This window comes from uncultured Umboniibacter sp. (genome assembly GCF_947497555.1).
In the GTDB taxonomy this organism is placed as follows: domain Bacteria; phylum Pseudomonadota; class Gammaproteobacteria; order Pseudomonadales; family DSM-25080; genus Umboniibacter.
Genome location: NZ_CANMGY010000012.1, coordinates 26,396 through 45,411, shown reverse-complemented (window position 1 = coordinate 45,411; position 19,016 = coordinate 26,396). Strand labels below are relative to the sequence as shown.

Annotated in this window: 16 protein-coding genes; 4 read left to right on the top strand and 12 right to left on the bottom strand. The window is 49.0% G+C overall.

Translation table 11 applies throughout. From position 1 onward, the window contains the following. Window position 1: 1 nt before the first annotated feature. The 7 genes from Q0698_RS12045 to Q0698_RS12015 all read right to left on the bottom strand — a co-directional run bounded on the left by Q0698_RS12045 (window position 2) and on the right by Q0698_RS12015 (window position 8,129). Entirely contained in the window at window positions 2-916 is a 915-nt protein-coding gene (locus Q0698_RS12045) for an EamA family transporter (protein ID WP_298636906.1), read from the bottom strand. A 105-nt stretch (window positions 917-1,021) separates the two neighbouring features. Then, complete coding sequence (locus Q0698_RS12040; RefSeq protein ID WP_298636905.1) at window positions 1,022-1,726, bottom strand: 2OG-Fe(II) oxygenase; 705 nt, start codon at window positions 1,724-1,726, stop codon at window positions 1,022-1,024. Window positions 1,727-1,777: 51 nt separating this feature from the next. Beyond that, window positions 1,778-2,908, bottom strand: a complete 1,131-nt coding sequence (locus Q0698_RS12035) for a S8 family serine peptidase (protein ID WP_298636904.1) — start codon at window positions 2,906-2,908, stop codon at window positions 1,778-1,780. 185 nt (window positions 2,909-3,093) lie between these two features. After that, window positions 3,094-4,416, bottom strand: coding sequence for an N-succinylarginine dihydrolase (gene astB / locus Q0698_RS12030; RefSeq protein ID WP_298636903.1), 1,323 nt, complete (start codon window positions 4,414-4,416; stop codon window positions 3,094-3,096). Further along, entirely contained in the window at window positions 4,413-5,861 is a 1,449-nt protein-coding gene (gene astD / locus Q0698_RS12025; protein ID WP_298636902.1) for a succinylglutamate-semialdehyde dehydrogenase, read from the bottom strand. Before astD ends, astB begins: the two co-directional genes overlap by 4 nt. Then, window positions 5,858-6,880: an arginine N-succinyltransferase gene (locus tag Q0698_RS12020; RefSeq protein ID WP_298636901.1), complete on the bottom strand. Its 1,023-nt coding sequence runs from the start codon at window positions 6,878-6,880 to the stop codon at window positions 5,858-5,860. The genes astD and Q0698_RS12020 overlap by 4 nt, the downstream gene beginning before the upstream one ends. Before the next feature lies 1 nt (window position 6,881). Then, entirely contained in the window at window positions 6,882-8,129 is a 1,248-nt protein-coding gene (locus Q0698_RS12015; protein WP_298636899.1) for a hydrolase, read from the bottom strand. Window positions 8,130-8,373: 244 nt separating this feature from the next. Here Q0698_RS12015 and Q0698_RS12010 point away from each other — a divergent pair, with 244 nt between their 5' ends. Then, window positions 8,374-9,747, top strand: a complete 1,374-nt coding sequence (locus tag Q0698_RS12010; protein ID WP_298636898.1) for an aminotransferase — start codon at window positions 8,374-8,376, stop codon at window positions 9,745-9,747. Between the two features lie 14 nt (window positions 9,748-9,761). After that, window positions 9,762-10,247, top strand: a complete 486-nt coding sequence (locus tag Q0698_RS12005; RefSeq protein WP_298636897.1) for an Lrp/AsnC family transcriptional regulator — start codon at window positions 9,762-9,764, stop codon at window positions 10,245-10,247. 106 nt (window positions 10,248-10,353) lie between these two features. Here the strand turns inward: Q0698_RS12005 and Q0698_RS12000 are convergent, their stop codons facing one another. The 5 genes from Q0698_RS12000 to Q0698_RS11980 form a co-directional block, all read right to left on the bottom strand. Beyond that, window positions 10,354-11,520: a GGDEF domain-containing protein gene (locus tag Q0698_RS12000; RefSeq protein WP_298636895.1), complete on the bottom strand. Its 1,167-nt coding sequence runs from the start codon at window positions 11,518-11,520 to the stop codon at window positions 10,354-10,356. Next, window positions 11,520-13,163, bottom strand: coding sequence for an AMP-binding protein (locus Q0698_RS11995; RefSeq protein WP_298636894.1), 1,644 nt, complete (start codon window positions 13,161-13,163; stop codon window positions 11,520-11,522). The genes Q0698_RS12000 and Q0698_RS11995 overlap by 1 nt, the downstream gene beginning before the upstream one ends. A 93-nt stretch (window positions 13,164-13,256) precedes the next feature. Further along, window positions 13,257-13,664, bottom strand: a complete 408-nt coding sequence (locus tag Q0698_RS11990) for a hypothetical protein (RefSeq protein WP_298636893.1) — start codon at window positions 13,662-13,664, stop codon at window positions 13,257-13,259. A gap of 182 nt (window positions 13,665-13,846) precedes the next feature. After that, a complete protein-coding gene (locus Q0698_RS11985) occupies window positions 13,847-14,332 on the bottom strand; it encodes a YajQ family cyclic di-GMP-binding protein (protein ID WP_298636892.1) in 486 nt (161 codons plus the stop codon). 6 nt (window positions 14,333-14,338) lie between these two features. Further along, the gene (locus tag Q0698_RS11980) at window positions 14,339-15,469 is read right to left on the bottom strand and encodes a M14-type cytosolic carboxypeptidase (RefSeq protein ID WP_298636891.1); all 1,131 of its coding nucleotides are present in this window, start codon (window positions 15,467-15,469) and stop codon (window positions 14,339-14,341) included. Window positions 15,470-15,581: 112 nt separating this feature from the next. On the opposite strand from Q0698_RS11980, the gene Q0698_RS11975 reads away from it, so the two are divergent. Together Q0698_RS11975 and gnd are read left to right on the top strand one after the other, a co-directional pair. Next, window positions 15,582-17,132, top strand: coding sequence for a response regulator (locus Q0698_RS11975; RefSeq protein WP_298636890.1), 1,551 nt, complete (start codon window positions 15,582-15,584; stop codon window positions 17,130-17,132). Between the two features lie 399 nt (window positions 17,133-17,531). Then, complete coding sequence (gene gnd, locus Q0698_RS11970; RefSeq protein WP_298636889.1) at window positions 17,532-18,983, top strand: decarboxylating NADP(+)-dependent phosphogluconate dehydrogenase; 1,452 nt, start codon at window positions 17,532-17,534, stop codon at window positions 18,981-18,983. Window positions 18,984-19,016 lie beyond the last annotated feature (33 nt).

Here is a 19,016-nt window from a genome sequence, read left to right as displayed (position 1 = left end):
TTCAACTTCGCTTATTATTGTCGTCATGTGGCTCATCGTCACTCAGAGGCGTTACCGCCTTGCGTTTAAAAATTACCACCTGACCAATAATAATTAGCAAGACACCAAGATAGTCTGTGCTCTTCCAAACTAAATCCTCAAAAACCGTTGATATTAGCAGCGCTAAGACAGGCGTAATCACCGCGATATAGCCGGCCTTGCTGGGCCCCACATTTTTCATCAGAGACAGGTAGCTGGTAAACGCTACGATTGAACCGAAAATGGCTAGGTAGAAGAGTGACGCTAAATAGCTAGGTTCCCAGGAAAAGCTAAAGCTATTTCCGGTCAAGGGTACGGCAAGTGCAGTGAACACCGTGCACCAAATCATCCACCAGACATTGGTTGTGATAATGCTATGCCCGGCGTTACCATTCTTAACGGCCACCATATTGGCGCTAGAAGCGGCTAGTGCGGCAACAATCGCAAAGCTAACTCCGATTGCGTAGCGCGGTTCAAAGGCAATCAGGTCTGGTGCGAATAATACCGCAATTCCTGCTAGACCAAGAAGCGAGCCAATCGCCAACTGCCGTGTGATGAGATAGCCGAAAAGTACGCGCGACAGCACGATATTAAAAAACAAAATACCGCTGCCGGCGACCGCAACGAGCCCCGAGGAGATCTCCGCTTCAGCTCGATAGACCGAGATATAGTTAATGGTATAGAACAATCCGAGCAGCGCCATCCAAAGTTGTGCGCGCCATGACACCCGAATATCTACTCGCTGCCACTTGGCAATGATTAACATACCAATAGATGCAATAGCGAAGCGATAGCTCACAGACGCTTCGGGAGCAACGTCGCCTAGCTGGAAAGTAATTGCGATCCAGGTAGTGCCCCAAATAAGGGAGGCGATGATAAAGAGGGCAATGCTATTCACAATATATCCTATCTGTTGAGGTGTGCATTAAAGCGTCATCCTCAACGATAGGCAAGCATTGATCAGTTGAATTCCTAAGTGGTTTACGAAGGCTAGGAGAGCGGCTTATGAAGCATAGAGCTGCTCTGCGGGTTGATACATCACCCAAGACGCTAGTACATATTTTGTTTGTGTTGCTGAGCGAAGGCCGCGATGGGTGTGGGTAAAGCCGCAGGGTGCTAACACCAGTGCGCCAGCTTCGGGTTGAATGGCAACCTGCTGATGAAAAAACTCGGTCGCTCCACCATCGTTAATATCATTCACGTAAATTAACACTAGCAAAACTCGATGGAGCGATTTTTGGGTTGGGTCGCTAGGGTGAGGGAATTGTTCACTGTGCCAGTGATGGTAGCCACCCACCTCGGGTGAGTAGCGCTGCATATTAAAGCCATCAAGGCGGAATATCTGTTTGATGATTTGTCCAAGGTTTTGATCATTGAGGCCGGCGAGTTCTTCTGCAGTAATCGACCGCGGCTGACCTGATTTAGGATCTATGATGGACGGTGCAATGGCTCCCGTTACGATGTGCGGATAACTGCGTGCATAGTCCGTGATAGCAGCCATAACACGCTGCTCGATGACTTGTGTGTAGGGATGCCATGTTGCGTTTGCTGAAATGTTTAAATCCAGGCTGTTCTTCTTCGAGGGGTCCACACCGCTGCCCGTTCGACCAGGATGATGGTCTTGAGATTGCTCAAATAACGCGATCAAATCGGTGCATTCATCGGAGGAGAGTAGGTTTTGAAACTTGGCGATAAAATGTTCAGTCATAATAATAGGGGGCCTAAAGCCCCCTTACCTTAAATCCTTGGTGACACTAAATTATAGTGACACGATTGGATCAGGCGTACCATCATTGTCGTTACCAGCGAAGCCGCTAGTCGATGGGTTACCATTGCGCATCATGATCACCGCACAGGCTGCTGGAGCGGCCATAGAGGTACCAGACATAGTAGCGGTTCCGCCACCCTTGCCGAGTGACAAAATACTCACACCCGGAGCCGCGTAGTCAACTGGCGGGTTGCCAAAGTTAGACCAAGAGGCCAAGTTGTCATTGATGTCGGTAGCAGAGATGGTGAAAACGTTGTTACCGTTGGCGCGAGCAGGAGAATGATTGTTTGCATCATCGCCATCGTTACCCGCTGCTAATACAAAGAACGCACCCGACTGCTGAGCTGCCGCAATAACAGCGTCATCCAGAGCTTGGGTCACACCGCCACCAAGACTCATGTTAACGCAATCGCCTGGCTGAGCATTGGCTGCTACGTGGTCAACACCAGCAATAACGCCTGACCAAGAGCCGCTGCCGCGACGATCAAGTACACGAACAGGAACAACGGTAGCACCCGCAGCAACGCCAATTACGTCTTGATCGTTATCAAGCGCTGCGATGGTGCCAGCAACGTGGGTACCATGACCATTGTCATCATCCATTGAGCAAGTACTGCCTTTACAGATAGAGCTAAAGCCACGAGAGCTGTCTATGTTAAGATCGCCGTGATCAAGATCAATACCTGAGTCAACTACCCATGCTGTATAGCCAGTGCCATCCACGGCTCCGCCTACACGGGTGACGCTCCAAGGCACAACTTGACCGGCAGTGCCACCGCCGCCACCTGGCTTACCGCGGGAGGCAGATACTACACCGTCTGGCTGCATGCTAGCTACTTCAGCGTCACCACCAAATGCATTCGCAGCGGCGTGACATGGCATATTAACCGTGAAGCCTTTGATCGAATTGGAATACACGTGACGAACTGAAGAGTTGCCGCGACGAGCCATTGCGTTAGCCAGGCCAGTAACTTTGTTGGTCGCTACAGAATCGTTGAACTGAACAATACAGCGGTTCTGTACATTGGCAACTTCATCGCTCATTGAGAAAGTAGGCGCATCAGCTGAAGCTTGGGCACCAACAGCGGCGAGGACCGCTGAAGCAAGTAGTTTTTTATACATAAACAATACCTTTTGGGTTGTGGAACACCAACTAAAAATCCCTCTAGTTGATGGTCAGCGCTATAATGAGTTTTGTTGCTGACTCATCAACTATAGTGGAAGTTACCTAGGTAATTGTCTCAAATTTGCACAAGTGTGATTTAATTCACGCTCTGTCACTTGGGTGAGTTTGTAAAAGATCACCACTAAAACTTATAAGCAGCCTCACAGCCCAACAAATCCGCGAGGTCGGTGAGCGCGTCGTAACTCTCAATCATCAGCTCAGGATCCGCTAAGTCCGCGGGTGCGAGTTCGTCTCGATAATGCTGATTAACCCAATCGCTTAGCGCATTAAGCTGTTCCTCTGTCGCGATAAAGTTGGGGTTCACTGCGGCAATTTCGTCGTCGCTCAACAATACGCGCAGTCGCAAACATGCAGGGCCGCCGCCATTACTCATTGATTGCCGAACATCCACATACGTTACGCTGCGAATGGGCTGGGTGGTATCTGCAATCAAACGCTCCAAATAGGCGAAGACCGCTTTGTTATCTCGGCACTCAGTGGGGGCAATAAGGTGCATCTCGCCCGTTGACCCGTCCGGATTAGCGAGCAACTGGCTATTGAATAAGTAGCTGCTGATCGCATCGGCCAGACTCACCTCATCCCTGGAGACGCAAATAGCCTTAAAGGGCATCTGCTCAGCTAATGACGAAAATATCGCAGTTTGTTGCTCCGCGACAAAAGCATCTTCATGGAAGAAGAGGGCTGGCCCATTCCCAACGGCAACCACGTCGTTGTGAAAGGCACCGGCATCAATAGCGACCGAGCTCTGCTGCAGGAATAGCGCCTCGCGCGTACCATGCGAGCGTGCTATAGCTTGGCTGGCCTTTAGGGTTTGGCGCGCAGGAAAACGAGTTAAATTAGCTTGACTGGACCGGCCGTAGACAAACAGACCAACACCGGGCTCTTGATAAGTACCGCCTAAGCGAGTGTGATTCGCGGCGCCTTCGTCGGCGAACTCATTCTGACTATAGAGTGCCGAATGAACCTTAAAGTATTTGCTGTTGTTGAAGACGGTTTTTAATATTCGTTCAGTTTGTGGGTGTTCGATAGCCCGGTGGGCGGTGGTTAACAAGTTCGCGGGCGTAAAATGAACTTTGCCGTCTCTTGAATCCAAAGAGGGTGTGACAGTTGCCGCATTAGCGGCCCACATACTTGACGCACTGTATACCATACTTAGTAATTCTGGCGCTTGTTTAGCAGCCTTGTTGATCATTTGGCTATTAGTTCCGGTAAAGCCAAGGTTTCGCAGCACGCTCAGATCGGGGCGAGCATTAGGTAGGAAGAAACCCTGTTTATAGCCCTTACGAACGAGCGTGCGCATCTTTTCGATGCCCTGAAGTGCAGCTTCCTTGGGGAATGACGTATTTTTAGCATTCTTTGCCGATGCCAAGTTACCTACCGCGAGGCCACTGTAATTGTGAGTAGGCCCAATAAGACCATCAAAGTTCATCTCATGAAACGTCATTTCGTTAAACCTCGTGTAATTAGCGATTGTGAACGGGTTGCCGCGCCGTGCATGCTTGCCTGAGGCCAGGCCACATAATCGGCGGCGTAATAAGCGCTAGGGCGGTGATTACCACTGGCGCCAACACCACCAAAGGGAAGGGCGCTAGAAGCTCCTGCTGTTGGAGCGTTAATACTGGTAACACCCGCACGAATGTTGGCTAGAAAGATGCTCTGCTCTGTCTCGTCGGTGGAGATCAAACCGGCGGCAAGTCCATAGCGAGTTTGATTGGCCTGAGAGATAGCCTCTTCAAAGGAGTTGACTCGGGTAAGTTGAAGTAGCGGGCCAAATAGTTCTTCGTCTGGAACTTGGCCGACGTTCGTTACATCAATGAGCCCGGGGCTGAGACGTACCCCAAATTCGTCAAGTGCTGTCATGATTTGTAGTGATATTCCGCCTGCATCGACCAAGGCAGCCTGAGTATCGAGTAACTGTCTAGCCGTATGGCGATTGATTACCGGCCCCATAAAGGCTTCGGAACTTTGGTCCACGGCGCCATCCACAATCACGCGCGCCATCAATTCACTCAAATGATCCGTGAATGCGTTACTCACGTCACTCTCAACTAATATAAGGCGGTTCGCACAGGTGCATCGTTGACCGGCCGACAGAAATGCACTCTGTAATACTAGCTCTGCAGCATGAACAGGATCGCTATGTGCCGATACAATAATGGCGTTATTCCCCCCCATCTCTAGCGCTGCAATGACCTCAGGTCGACCGCCAAGGCTGCGGTGAATGGCCGTGCCAGTTGGCGAGGAACCAGTGAAAAGTACGCCGTCGATGTCTCCGTTTACGAGAGCGATACCCGTCTCCTTGGCACCATTGACCACGTTGATAACACCCGCCGGTAAACCGGCCGCTTGCCAACATTTCATAGTCAGTTCGGCAACGGTTGGTGTTTGTTCGCTAGGCTTGAAGACAACGGTATTACCAGCCAGGAGTGCTGGAACTATGTGCCCATTTGGAAGGTGACCTGGGAAATTATACGGCCCGAATACCGCCATCACCCCGTGAGCACGATGCTGCAGTTCAAGATTGTCGTTACGAGCGTGACCAGTTCGCTCGTGATAGGCCCGAATACTAATGGCTACCTTGTTGATCATGGCAGTCACTTCTGTGTCCGCTTCCCATTCTGGCTTACCCGTTTCGCAATGGATGGTGGTGGCAAGCTCGCTGCGTCGGGATGCTAGTTGGGCGGCAAATTCCTCAAGGACTACAATGCGCTCTTCAAGTGGTCTTGCAGACCAGCTGGGGAAAGCTAGCCGAGCACCTTCAATAGCCTCATTGACATCGGCCTTGGTTGATTCATTACCCAGCCAAATTAGATTGGTTTCGCACGGTGTAAAAGAGCGCATCTCGGGACCATGAGCGACAGTCCATGCCCCATTGATATAGTTACTCATGAAGTCTTACCTGTATCAAGCAAGTGAATTTCGTCGCCACTGGCAATGTTAAGCTGTGCAGCGGTGGCGCTCGTGATCGCTGCCGTCTGCCCGGCCATGACAGCGGGCTCACACACCACGCGGAAGCTCTTTAGAGAGCTATTAGCCAGCATATAGATGGGCTTCGGCGAAGTGCCTAGTTCGTCGTCGATCGTAGCTGCTTTATGGGCAGTGGCTTTGACGCTGAATAGGTTGGCAACCTTGGCGCGAAGAATCGGGCCACCATCAAATATATCGATCATTTTGTCGTATTCGAAACCTTCAGCCTCTAGTAATTCGACGGCGCGAACCGTATCAACGTGAGGCTTACCCAGTACCTGTTGGGCCGAATCGGGAAGCATACAGGTGTAAATAGGGTGCTTAGGCATTAACTCGGTAATAAACTGGTTGGAGCCTATGCCGCACAATCTATCTGCCTCCTCAAAACTCATGTCAAAGAATTGACGCCCGATAGCTTCCCAAAATGGGCTCACCCCCTCTTCATTCAGCCAGCCACGCATCTCCGCGATTACATAGGGTTGAAAACGGTGCGGATGCTGTCCCATCAATAGGTAGCGTGAGCGCGATAACCAATGGCCGTTACCACGATACGCTGGGTCTAGAAAGAGCGTGCCAACCTCAGCGCAGTCGGTATAGTCGTTACTCAAGTGCAGCATCTCGGCTCGAATTTGCTTATCTAAGGAATGAGAATGATGAGTAACGGACATTAGGCGGTAGGCATAGAATGCCTGACGAGTCCCCGTGGTACCGTAAACCGCTGCGGTGCCAACAACACGAGACGCCGCAGTATCGACCATAACTAAAAGGAAATAATCATCTACATGATTTTTCGAGCGCGCAAAGCTCTCAGTCGAACGTTGCACTTTGGCTGCTAACGTCTCGTGATCTGGCGGGAGGGACGTCAGACCTTTGCCCGCCTTTAGCGCGAGGGCATGCAGGTCTTCGACATCCCCTAACTCCACCGGTCGGATAACTAGCATATTAACTGTCTCCAAGGAGTGAGTTGAGGTTAGGGATGGTCTTCTCCGCGAGTGCTGCGATGAGTAAGGCGGATAATTGCGCGCGCTCAGCAAAGCTATCAAGGCAGGCAAACTCTCCATCTGAATGGATTAGACCTCCACGAACGCCGAGGGTATCAATATTCAACAATCCAGCCGCAGCCAAATTGTTACCTTCACAGCAGCCGCCAGTGGGCTTCCATTGCACGTCGAGACCGAGCTCAGCACCACAGGACCGAAGGAGCTCGAACATTTCTTGCTGCTCCGGAGTCATCGGCTTCGGTGGGCGATTAAAGTGGCCATGTAAATCGAACGTGCAACCGGTGTCTTCGGCTATAGCTTTGGCAAGCTTATTAATCGTATCAATCACACGCGTATCCGCCGGTTGATCTACACGGATATTAAAACGAACAATCGCTAACTCCGGAACCACATTTACTGGGCCGCCACCTTCAATTTTTCCTACGTTAACTGTTAGGCCACTATCGCGGTTGCTAAGGGCTTCTATCTTAGTGGCAAATTCAGCCCCCGCGGTGATCGCATTCTTACCTTTGAAAAATTCCCTACCCGCATGTTTCGCTAATCCTTTGATCACCATGCTGAAGTTGCCACTCCCCTTCCTTGCGCCCGCTAAAGTACCGTCAGCAAGCGCCGGCTCGTAGGTTAGGCCATAGTGTTTATTCTTCGCTAACTTAGTGAGTTCTATGGCTGAGCAAGGCGAGCCGATCTCCTCTTCGGGAGATATCGCAACCGTTATGCCAACCAACGAATCAAGTGGCGTTTGTGACATCGCCTTAAGGGTGGCCAGAAGAACCATGAGGCCACCTTTCATGTCGGCAACGCCGGGCCCGCGCAGGTGATTACCTTCCACCCAAGTTGTTTGGAACGAGCTATCGGCTGGGAAGACTGTGTCGTAATGGCCGGTACACAGCAATTGCAGTGGGGCGTGCTCGTTGCGTGAGAAGATCAGCATCGGCGAAGTCTCCCAACGATCTAGCGTCCCGCCCGCGACAACCGATTCGATCGCCGGAAGGGCTCGCTGCTCGGTATTATGAGCCCACTCGCCAAACAGCTGGGTTAGCTCGTTCGCGACAGAATTGAGACCGTCGACGTTAGTTGTGCCAGAATTAAATTCGGCTAGTCGTCGAGTTTCGGCTATTATCCAATCAGCTTCTAGTTCAAGCTTGGAAAGCAGTGACGATTTAATAGTTTGTAATACCTTTTCGCTCATAAGTTGCTCAGATTCATATCGGTAAAGCTAGTCTGCATCAAAATGGGACGTAATAGTTGCGGAAAAGAAATTGATAACAGAATTAAATTCGTTGAAGAAATTGACGATATGCCCCAGAATCTATCAATGCTAAAAGATGGTCTATCACTTTTCTAGACCAAAAGATTGCGAGTTAATTGAATAAAATTCGCATCAAGGCGGTCGTTGTTAACACCCGCTCAGTATTCTGTTAGGAGATTAGACGATGAAAGAAAATATGGCGAACTTGATGGCCAAGGATGCAGAAGTTCTATTACATCCAGCTTCTTCGATAACGGCATTACTGGCCAATGGGCCAGATATGATCACTTCGGCTAAGGGCTCCACAGTTACTGATGCAGAAGGACGAGAACTTTTGGATGCCGTAGGTGGTTTGTGGTGTGTCAATGTAGGCTATGGACGAAAGGAATTAGCTGATGCCATGCAACAAGCTGCTCAGCAGATTAGTTACTACCATACTTTTTCTAATGCCTCGAATCCTTGGCAAGTCGCGCTAGCGGAGAAACTCCTCAGCAAAGCTCCTGAACAGATGACTAAAATCTTTTTTGGCAGCTCGGGCAGCGATGCGAACGATACAATCATCAAATTGGTCTGGCACTATTTTGCACTGAAAGGGCAGCACAGCAAAACCAAAATGATTGCGCGTGAACAGGGGTACCATGGCACTTCAATATCCACAGCATCCTTGACCGGGCTGGGTGGTTTCCATAAAGAATTCCCACTGCCGCTAGATTTTGTCCTGCGTACCGAGTGCCCCCACTTCTATACCCGAGGTAAAGCCGGGGAGACGGAGGAGCAATTTTGTGATCGTCTTATTGATGAAGTGGCGCAGCTCATCGAACGCGAAGGTGCTGAGAATATCGGCGCATTCTTCGCAGAACCTATTCATGCTGCGGGTGGCGTTATCGAGCCGCCGAAGGGCTACTATCCAAAACTCCAGAAACTATTGAAAGCCAACGATATTCTTCTAGTTGCTGATGAGGTGGTGTGTGGCTACGGGCGCTTAGGTAAGTGGTTCGGTTCACAGGTTCTCGACATTAAGCCAGACTTTATGGCGACAGCAAAAGGTCTAACAAGCGGCTACTTCCCAATGTCCGCCGTATTTATGACGCAGGATATTTGGGAGGTGATGAAATTAGGCTCAGAGAAGTTGGGCGCGTTTTCTCATGGTTATACCTATAGTGGTCACCCAATTGGCGCAGCCGTTGCCCTCGCAAATTTAGAAATTATTGAGCGGGAAGGCTTAGTTGAGCTAGCCGGTGAAACCGGAGCCTACTTGCACGAGCAGCTTCAGGCGGTCATTGGTGATCACCCCCATGTAGCCGAGATTCGCGGCCGCGGCTTAATTGCAGGTGTTCAGCTCGTTGCCGACAAGGCGAACAAAGTGCTTCCTGATCCTTCTGAGAAGTGGCCGCTTAAGGTTGCCAATGCGTGTCGAGAGGCAGGAGTCATTGTTCGACCATTGCCAAGTGTTGGAACTCTGGCAATCTCGCCACCGTTAGTCATTAGTCGTGAAGAAGTTGATCAGCTGGTTTCGACGCTTAAGCAATCAATTGATCTGGTAACATCGAATGGTTAATGCGAGGGCTCGCTATGTTAGATAGGCTTGATCTACGTATTCTGAATCTTATTCAGGCTAATGGACGTTTGGCAAATAAGGAGTTGGCGGAGCTTGTTAATTTATCGCCAAGTGCTTGTCATCAGCGATTCCAGCGCCTCCAGGCAGAGGGTTGGATAAAATCCTTTAGCGCTGAAGTAGATATTGAGCGGCTCTGCTCACCGGTGCAATGTATTGCATCGGTCAGCCTCAGCAACCACTCTCCCGACACGTTTAGAGTATTGGAAGAACAGGTTGAAGCCACGGCTGAAGCATTAGATGCGTATACGGTGAGCGGCAACTGTGATTTTATTATTCGCTTTGCCTGCGCCAATATGACTCGGTATATGGAGCTGACTAGTCAGTTGATTGATCGCTGCCCGGAGATTAATAACATCGCCACGCATGTTATTATGCGTGAAAGCAAACGTTTCAGCGGGTATCCACTCGCCGAGCTTGTCGCGAATCCGCTTTCGCGATAGCTAACTAAGCGCCTCGACCAGGCTTCGTGAGAAGGGAAGTTGCCATTCATGGACTTCCTTTTTTAATCACGCCGCGTTTAGCTAAGATCTATCAGTGGCGCAATAGCTAGCGAAGTTGCTCAAGGTCTCCTAAGGATTCGTCTACCTTTGGAGCGGTTGCTAAAGCCATGCTAACTTCATCTAAATCCTTCACCACGAAACAGTCTCGACCACGAGCTTTAGCTTCGTATAGAGAAGTATCGGCAACCCTTAGTACTCGGGAGATAGAGTATTTACTCGAAGTCAGGACTGCACCACAACTATGAGTGAATAGCCCCCCAATAGCCTGTCGATTGTCATAAAAAATATCTTCGATTAACTGCTCAAGTTCGTTTAACGATTCTACTGAAATGATAGCGACGAATTCGTCACCACCCAGTCTAGCGAGACAGGCATCGTCACCCATAGATCTAGAAAGTACTGCCGCAAACTCTTTGAGTAAGACATCGCCAGCTTCATGGCCTTTAGTATCATTGACGCGTTTGAAGTGATCGATATCAAATACGAGGACGCCGAGATATGCGCCGCCCCTGAGTAGTTCCTTTCGACGTTGGAATTCATTTTCAAAGGCACGACGGTTATAAAGGCCAGTTAACGAATCTGTGAAAGCATATTGACTCAACTCCTTGCGAAGCATCTTGTTTTCAATGCGTTTCATCCTCATTCGCTCAGTCACGCGGCCACTATAGCCCCAAACTACCCAAAACGGGATGACTTGACCAATCTCAGCGGCCAAGTTGATGGGATAGCCGCTTTGAGCGATTGCATAAACCGATAGCATATAGCCAATACCCATGGCAAAGGAGAGTAAAATTGACTGACGAAAGGTCATCAGTCCGCCACCGAATAGTAAAACCGTAAACCACCCTCCGAGAACTAAAATACGTAGGTCAGGCATTAAATAGGCGAAGTAGCTGATGAGAATCACCGCACCGAGGGCGGGAACTACAAAAAAATGTGGATCAAAAAATGCAAGGAATCGATCGGCTTTAGTTATGATGATGAGTAGCATCAGCCCCCATACAATCGTGCAGGCTGTAACCGCCAATAGCCAGTCGTCGAGTGAAAGCTCGATAGCGTTTAAAATTGATAAAGGAAGGATAACTGTTAGCAGGAGAAAAAATCCCTCCGCAGCACGAATGATAGATTTTCGTTTGCGGCGGGTCTTCTCAGCTGGCGACAGCGAAATTTGCTGTGGAGTAAATGCTGGAAGATCCTTCATTGTATTAGCCACTAGGATTCGTAGACAACGTCAACGTGAGTACCACTTCGTTGGTAAGCGTCAACGGTCCGCTGGTGGCATTTTTCGATAGCATCGCGCTTAAGCTTCATAGTTGGCGTTAGTAAACCATTCTCTATAAGCCATGGTTGCGAACAGACAATCACGGCATCTAAGTGTTCATGCGCCTCGAGTTTGAGGTTAGCCTCGCCTGCGATTGCCGTGAGTGTTTCAGAATTACAGGGGATGCCTTCAGCAAGAACGACGAGTGCGATAGGTTGTGGTAAACCACTCCCCATTACACAAACCTGTTCAATTTGGGGGAAAGCAGAGAGAAGCGACTCAATGCCAACTGGAGAGACATACTTTCCCTTAGAGGTTTTAAACTGCTCTTTTACGCGACCAATTATTTCGAGCGCGCCGCTGGATCTGAAGCGCCCGAGGTCTCCAGTTTTGAGCCATTCTCCATCCATGGTTTCGGCGGTTGCCTTGGGGTTCTTGTAGTAACCAGGAGAGATAAAAGCGCCGCGAATAAGGATCTCTCCGTCTTTCGATAGTTTAATATCAGCACCGGGAAGCGGTCGGCCGATTGAACCGATGTCTTCGACCCGGAAAGGCAGATTAATGGTGCCAATACAACTGGTCTCGGACATCGCCCATCCTTCCGAAATTGGCAGGCCTACTTGGTGATACCACTTGAGTACGTCTGGCGAAATTGGTGCCGAGCCAGAGATAATGACGCGAGCTTTATGAAGTCCGAGGGTTTTGCGAACTTTCTTGGCCAGCAGTCTACCAATGAGTGGGACTTTGATGAGTCGCGCAAAGCGGTCGGGGCCGATTTTATCTAAGATCTGTAGTTGAATTTTTAGCCAAATCCGCGGGACGGCAAAGAAAACCGTTGGCTCTGCATGGCAGATATCTTCTCTAAAGGTATCCAGCGACTCCACAAAGAAAATCTGCATGCCAGAATGAAGCGCGGTGAGTTCTACGAGACCGCGCTCTGCAATATGAGCAAGCGGCAGGTATGAAACCACTCGATCCTGGTTACTATAAACTTCACCAGAAAGATTGGCTGACGCAACGCCAATCGCCTGGCAATTACCAAAGGAGATCATCACCCCCTTAGGCTTTCCAGTGCTACCAGAGGTGTAAATAATGGAAAGTAAGTCTTCATCAACAGGTTGGTAGGGGCTATCGATGGCTTGATTAGTCTCCACCAGATCCTGCCAGCGGAAATCGCACGCCGGCATAGGATACGGAAATGAGATCGTTTTTATGCCGCCAGCAAATACGCCCGCAACATGATCATAATTATCCAGTTTGCCAACAAAAACTGCCTTAGCTTCACTATGTTCGATGACGTAATCGATGGTATCCGCGGCGGCGCTGAAATAAATGGGGACGCTGACGAGGCCGGCTTTCATGATCGCTAAGTCGGCCATAATCCATTCCGCGCAATTCTTGCCGAGAATAGCAATACGATCTCCTTTTTCGAACCCAAGCTGTAGCAACGCAGCAGCCATTCGAGAGCTTTGATTATCTACTTCTCTGAAGGTATACGAGGTCCACTCACGATTACGTGGTTGGTGCAAAAAAGGTGAGTTCGGTTGAGTAGCAACGTGAAGGGCAAAGCTCGCTAACGGGCGGTAATTCGTCATAGGGATCTCACCAAATAGGCCATTATTATTATAATTTTAATTTTAGTATGCCATATCTCGCCGTTGAGTAAACCCTCGAATAGCGGTGCTTCGCTAACTGCCAGCAGGTCTAAATGGAACGACGTTGTTCGCAGGAAAGACAGTAAACTGCACCGCGCAACCAATGGACTCGTTAACTGAAACGGCTTCTATCAGCGCGCATTCGGGATGGCGAATAATGCGATAATTTTCGAAGGATGCTTGGTCCAACTTGAGAATTTGCTCCCAAACCTCGCGGACGCACATCAGGGCAAAATCAAAGGGAGAATTGATATCTACATGAACTTCAACTTCTACCAGATGATCAAGTAAGTCTTCACTTAAGGAAATTTTGGTTTTGTCGTCGATAAAAGGAGTTGTAGGGTCAATGAGCGAAAGATTTAGCGCAACCATTAGGTTATTGGCCTCTTGTGCCAGATCCTGAGGTTCAAATCTGGCCAGTAAGTGTCTTGCTTCGTTCATGTAACAAGCTCCCTCGGTTGTACCAAGAAATAAATTAGAGCGATAATTGTCTCATCACGCTAAAAGTGAATACTAACCTAATAATAGTTGAGATGATGGGAGTGTCAACAAAGAATATGCACCAAAGCACACTATATAGTGTATTTCTACGCGAGATCACACTAATTGTAGTGCTTTGGAGGTTAATCGCGGAAGTTATTAAACTGAAAGGGTTGGCCGAGTTCTGCAGATCTTACTTTCTGCATGGTTTGCTGTAGGTCATCACGTTTCTTCCCCGTCACGCGCACTTGATCGCCTTGGATAGCAGCTTGTACTTTGAGTTTTGCGTCTTTGATCAGTTTTACGATTTTCTTCGCGACGTCGGTTTCAATACCCTGTTTAAATTTCACGTCTACCGTGAACGCCTTGCCTCGGTGGGTAGGCTCGGGCTCATAATCCATGGTCAATGGGTCGACCTTACGCTTAATTAATTGCGCGCGCAGAATATCAAGCATTTGATCGCATTGAAAATCACTTTCGGCCGTCAGGCTAATCGTATCGTTAGCGAACTTAACCTGAGTGTCCACTTTGCGAAAGTCATAACGATTAGCAATTTCGCGTTCGGTATTCTGAGCTGCATTTAATAGCTCGGAAGAGTCTACCTCTGAAACAATATCGAATGATGGCATTGTAAATTAACCTCGCTTTATGTGTGGCAGAAGGTCTAGTACCGTGGCCAGCATGTCTTTGCCTAATTGTTGACTTCGTTCTCCATTCCAGCCGAACCGAGAACAGGGGTCGTTAGCGTTGTCTTTGAATGGCATTTCTAAGGTCAATGCAAGTGTCTTAAAATGGTTGCCCATCCAGTTACTACCAACGGTATGGTTTGCTTTACCCGGTGCATCGATATCGTAACCGTATTCAGTCTGAAATTGGTCGCTGCGTTGGAGTAAGCTTCCTCGAAATGCGTTTTCAAGCTCTGCCATGTAAGCGGAGTAATTAGCGACGCCTTCACTCGCTGCGACGAAATTATACGGTAGCGCCTCGTCACCGTGAATATCGAGGAACATGTCACCGCCTACCGATATCATCTTCGAGCGCGCCCAAAATACCTCAGGGCTCTTTTCCTTCGATGGTGATTGCCATTCGCGATTAAGATTCATGCCTGCAGCGTTTGTTCTAAGGTGGCCACGCACGCTGCCATCAGGGTTCATGTTGGGGATAATATAAAAGACTGCCTGGGAACGTAGAGCTTTTCCTAACTCAGAGTCACTTAGCAATTCATTGAGTAAGCCTTCAACAAGGTGTTCGGCCATACTTTCGCCGGGGTGTTGGCGTGCGGTAACCCAAATGATCGGTTTGGCGTCGGCCGGTGTACCAATTTGTAATAGGTCAATTGGGCGGCCATCAAGGGTCAATCCAAGTATTTCGTGTGTTACCTCGTCATGTTGCTGGGCCCTGCCGACTAGTTCGAGATGGCGCTCATAGGAAAAGGGCTCGAAGTAAGCAAACCAAATCGTGTTACCCTCGAGTTGTGTTTCAAAACGAAGGTTCTGACCATCGAAATTTGTATCTAGACGATGCCAGGTCTTGCGGTCGTAGCTGAAACACACTCGATAGTCAGGCCAACCCTCAAGGTAGGCAGCTTGGCCTGCATTGCGAATGCAGCATTGAAGCTTTGAGCCCTGGTCTCCGCTAACGGAGAAGTGAAACCATTGGAAATATTCGGAGTAACGATCTTGGCGAATCTCAAGAAGAAGCTCACCATTGGACTCGCCCGCAAGATGAATGTTACCACTGTCGAAGTTACTATTGACCGAAAACATATCTATTCCTTGGTAAATTAGCTGTTTGCATTATATTTTACATACTGTAACGCTAAGGGAACATCTCAAACGTTATTTCTAGTTCAAGTGTCATCAATTAGCAAAGGATAGTATGGGTAGAAGTTCAGCATATCAACAACCAGATTATGAATATCTGGTGGAAAACTCTAATGCAATCATTGTGTGCTTCAGTACCGACGGTGTCATCACTTATGCCAATGACTTTGCCCTTAATTTTTTTGAGTTTGATGCTGATGAGTTGATTGGCGCAAAGGTCTTAGAGACGATAACGCCTCCAACTGACTCCGCTGGCTACAACCTAGAAGGAATGATTAACGACATCAGTCATTTACCTGAAGACTACCGCATCAATATTAATGAAAATATAAAACATTCAGGCGAGCGTGTTTGGGTCAGGTGGACAAACTGCGTCCAGACCGATGATCAAGGAAATGTTGTCGGCGCGATGTCGATTGGCATTGATATTACACGGCAATTGGAGCTGGAACGTCAGGTTAGTCAGATGCAGAGGTTAGACGCACTAGGTGTTTTAGCGGGTGGTGTCGCACACGATTTTAATAATATTGCACAGGGTATGTCTGGCTTCGCCGAGATGATAAAACAAGAGGACGACCCCAAAGCTATTCGTGAATTGGCGGACCGATTGATTAGCGCGGCAGCAGATGTCGGTCGGCTCACTAATAATTTGCTGAGCTACTCAAAGGTCGAAAACTCTGAATTCGAACTCTGCGATCTCGAGTCATCAGTTCGAAAAGCCATTAGCCTCGTAGAGATCAATTTGAAGCCAGGAGTATCCATTGAGGTTAGCAACGCCATTCCGTCAGCTCAGGTTCGGCTTGACCGTTCAGCGCTCGTCAGTGCTGTCATTAATCTGCTCCTTAATGCGAATGATGCAAGTCACGCCGGTGGTAAGATTGAAGTCCGACTACGTAAAACTGCTGTGACAACGGCGTTGACTTTAAACAACGGGGTTCGCCTCAAGCCCAATGACTATTGGCTCGTCGAAGTCATCGACCACGGTGTAGGGGTTCCCGAGGAGATTGCGCAAAAGATTTTTGATCCCTTTTTCACCACTAAAGTTCGCAGTCAGGGGACAGGCCTTGGGCTGGCAAGTGTCTTTAACTTTGCCACGTCCCATCAAGGTAGCGCAGAGCTCATTTGCTCAGAAGGCGAAACCTGCTTTCGGCTGTATCTCGTTGGTGGCGACGTCGAGGGTACCACCTCTCTTGGCAAAGGGGATAGTGCTCCACTGGCTGAAATCAAAACTAGCAAGTCGAATGTTAAGGCGGCGGTTTTACTGGTCGATGATGAGGTTTTCGTGCGCCTCTATGCGGAGAAGATTTTTACTCGCGCTGGTTACGAGATCCGAACGGCAGCTAGCCGTGACGAGGCGATTGAGCTAGTGAATAGTGAAGGTTTTCATTTTGATGTCGCGATCATCGATATGGTGATGCCGGAGGTGACCGGAGTAGATACTTGGTTGAGCTTAAAGGCGATTCAGCCGACAGCGAAGGCCATTTTAGCAACGGGTTACGCAACGGAAGAGCAACTTAAGAGAGCGGAGGCGGCAGGTTTCTCTCTTTGTGTTAGAAAGCCTTTTACGTTTGATGATATCGTTGTTGCGCTCAATAAACTCAAATAGCGAGTCGTATGCTATGCCGCAAGCTTGAGGAAGAAGTCTGAATGGTTATTTTAAACGTTATGAAAGCTGTTCAATGCGTCAGTTTTTTAACGCTAGTTTTTTCGTTTTCATTCGACGTCGTAATGATGATTCTGGGTCGTTCAGGGCGATGAGTGCGCCTCAGGCGAATATCCCTCGCTTTTGCAAAGGCCTCTTCGTATGGATCACGGTCTCGGTTTGTCTTGTTTAGCGGCATAATTTCGCCTCCATGTACGTACTAACTCATAATAGATCACATTTCGAACTTTTGCCGACTTGTGCGATAATTCATTGCTATCGGCCAGTGATGTCTATACTTGGCTAAATGAGCACAACGTATTCCAACCCCTTCAATAAGCATTAAAGTGAGAGCAACGACCCATGAGTCAATGTGATGTGGCATTAATTGGTTTAGCAGTAATGGGCCAGAACTTAGTTCTAAATATGGCTGACAATGGCTATTCGGTGGGCGTTTACAATCGCACCTCCGCCGTGACAGAAGAGTTTCTATCAGGTCCTGCAAAGGGAACGAGCGTCTCTGGTTTTGAAAGCCTGGCGGATCTGGTTAATGGATTGTCTAAGCCGCGCAAAATTGTCCTGTTGGTCAAGGCGGGCGGCGCGGTCGATGCGGTAATTGAAGAGTTGCTCCCATTGGTTGATGAAGGCGACCTTATTATCGATCTGGGTAACTCTCACTTCCCAGATACGCAGCGTCGTTGGGAAGCAATGCAAAAGTCAGGCGTCCACTTCATTGGCTCAGGTGTATCGGGCGGCGAAGAGGGTGCGCGGACAGGGCCGTCTATTATGCCGGGTGGTGATGCGGCAGCGTGGCCAATGATTAAGGATATATTCCAGTCCATTAGTGCCAAGGTCGATGGTGCGCCTTGCTGTGATTGGGTAGGTTCAGGTGCTGCTGGTCACTATGTAAAGATGGTGCATAACGGTATTGAGTATGGCGATATGCAGTTGATCTGTGAAGCCTACCAGCTTCTCGATGAGGGTTTGGGGTTAACCGCCGACGAATTACATCAAGTCTTTAGTGATTGGAACAGCACCGAGCTAGACAGCTACCTGATCGAGATTACCGGGCACATCCTTGGTTATCGAGATGAAGACGGCGAACCTCTTGTCACCAAGATTATGGATAGAGCTGGGCAAAAAGGTACCGGTAAATGGACTGGTATCAGTGCCCTCGATCTCGGCATGCCGGTCTCGTTGATTGGTGAGTCGGTCTTTGCTCGTTGTCTATCAGCGCTAAAGCAAGAGCGAACTGCTGCTGCAATGGTGTTATCTGGTCCTAATCCACAGATTAGTGTTGAGGATCGCGCAGCCTTCATCAATGATGTTAAAGAAGCGCTATTCGCTTCGAAGATTATATCGTACACGCAGGGCTATATGCTCCTTCGCGAAGCGTCCAGTGAATACGGTTGGGATCTAAACTTCGGCGCTATTGCGATGATGTGGCGCGGTGGTTGTATTATTCGAAGCCAATTCTTAACGGATATCAAGAAAGCGTTCGATAACAATCCAGCGCTCACTAACCTCTTGTTAGATGACTACTTCAAAAACGCGATCGACCGCTGCCAAGGAGCTTGGCGCCGTGTTATCTCAAAGGCCGTGGAAGCAGGTATACCAACGCCCTGTTTCAGCACTGCGCTCGCATTCTATGATGGCTATCGCCGCGAACGCCTCCCTGCTAACCTTTTGCAGGCTCAGCGCGATTACTTCGGCGCGCATACCTACGAGCGAGTTGATCGCCCAGCAGGTGAATTCTTCCATACTAACTGGACAGGAACGGGCGGTGACATCAGTTCGCAAACTTACAACGTTTAAGTTGTAAAAATAGTTTGAAATTTTGGTGCGCAG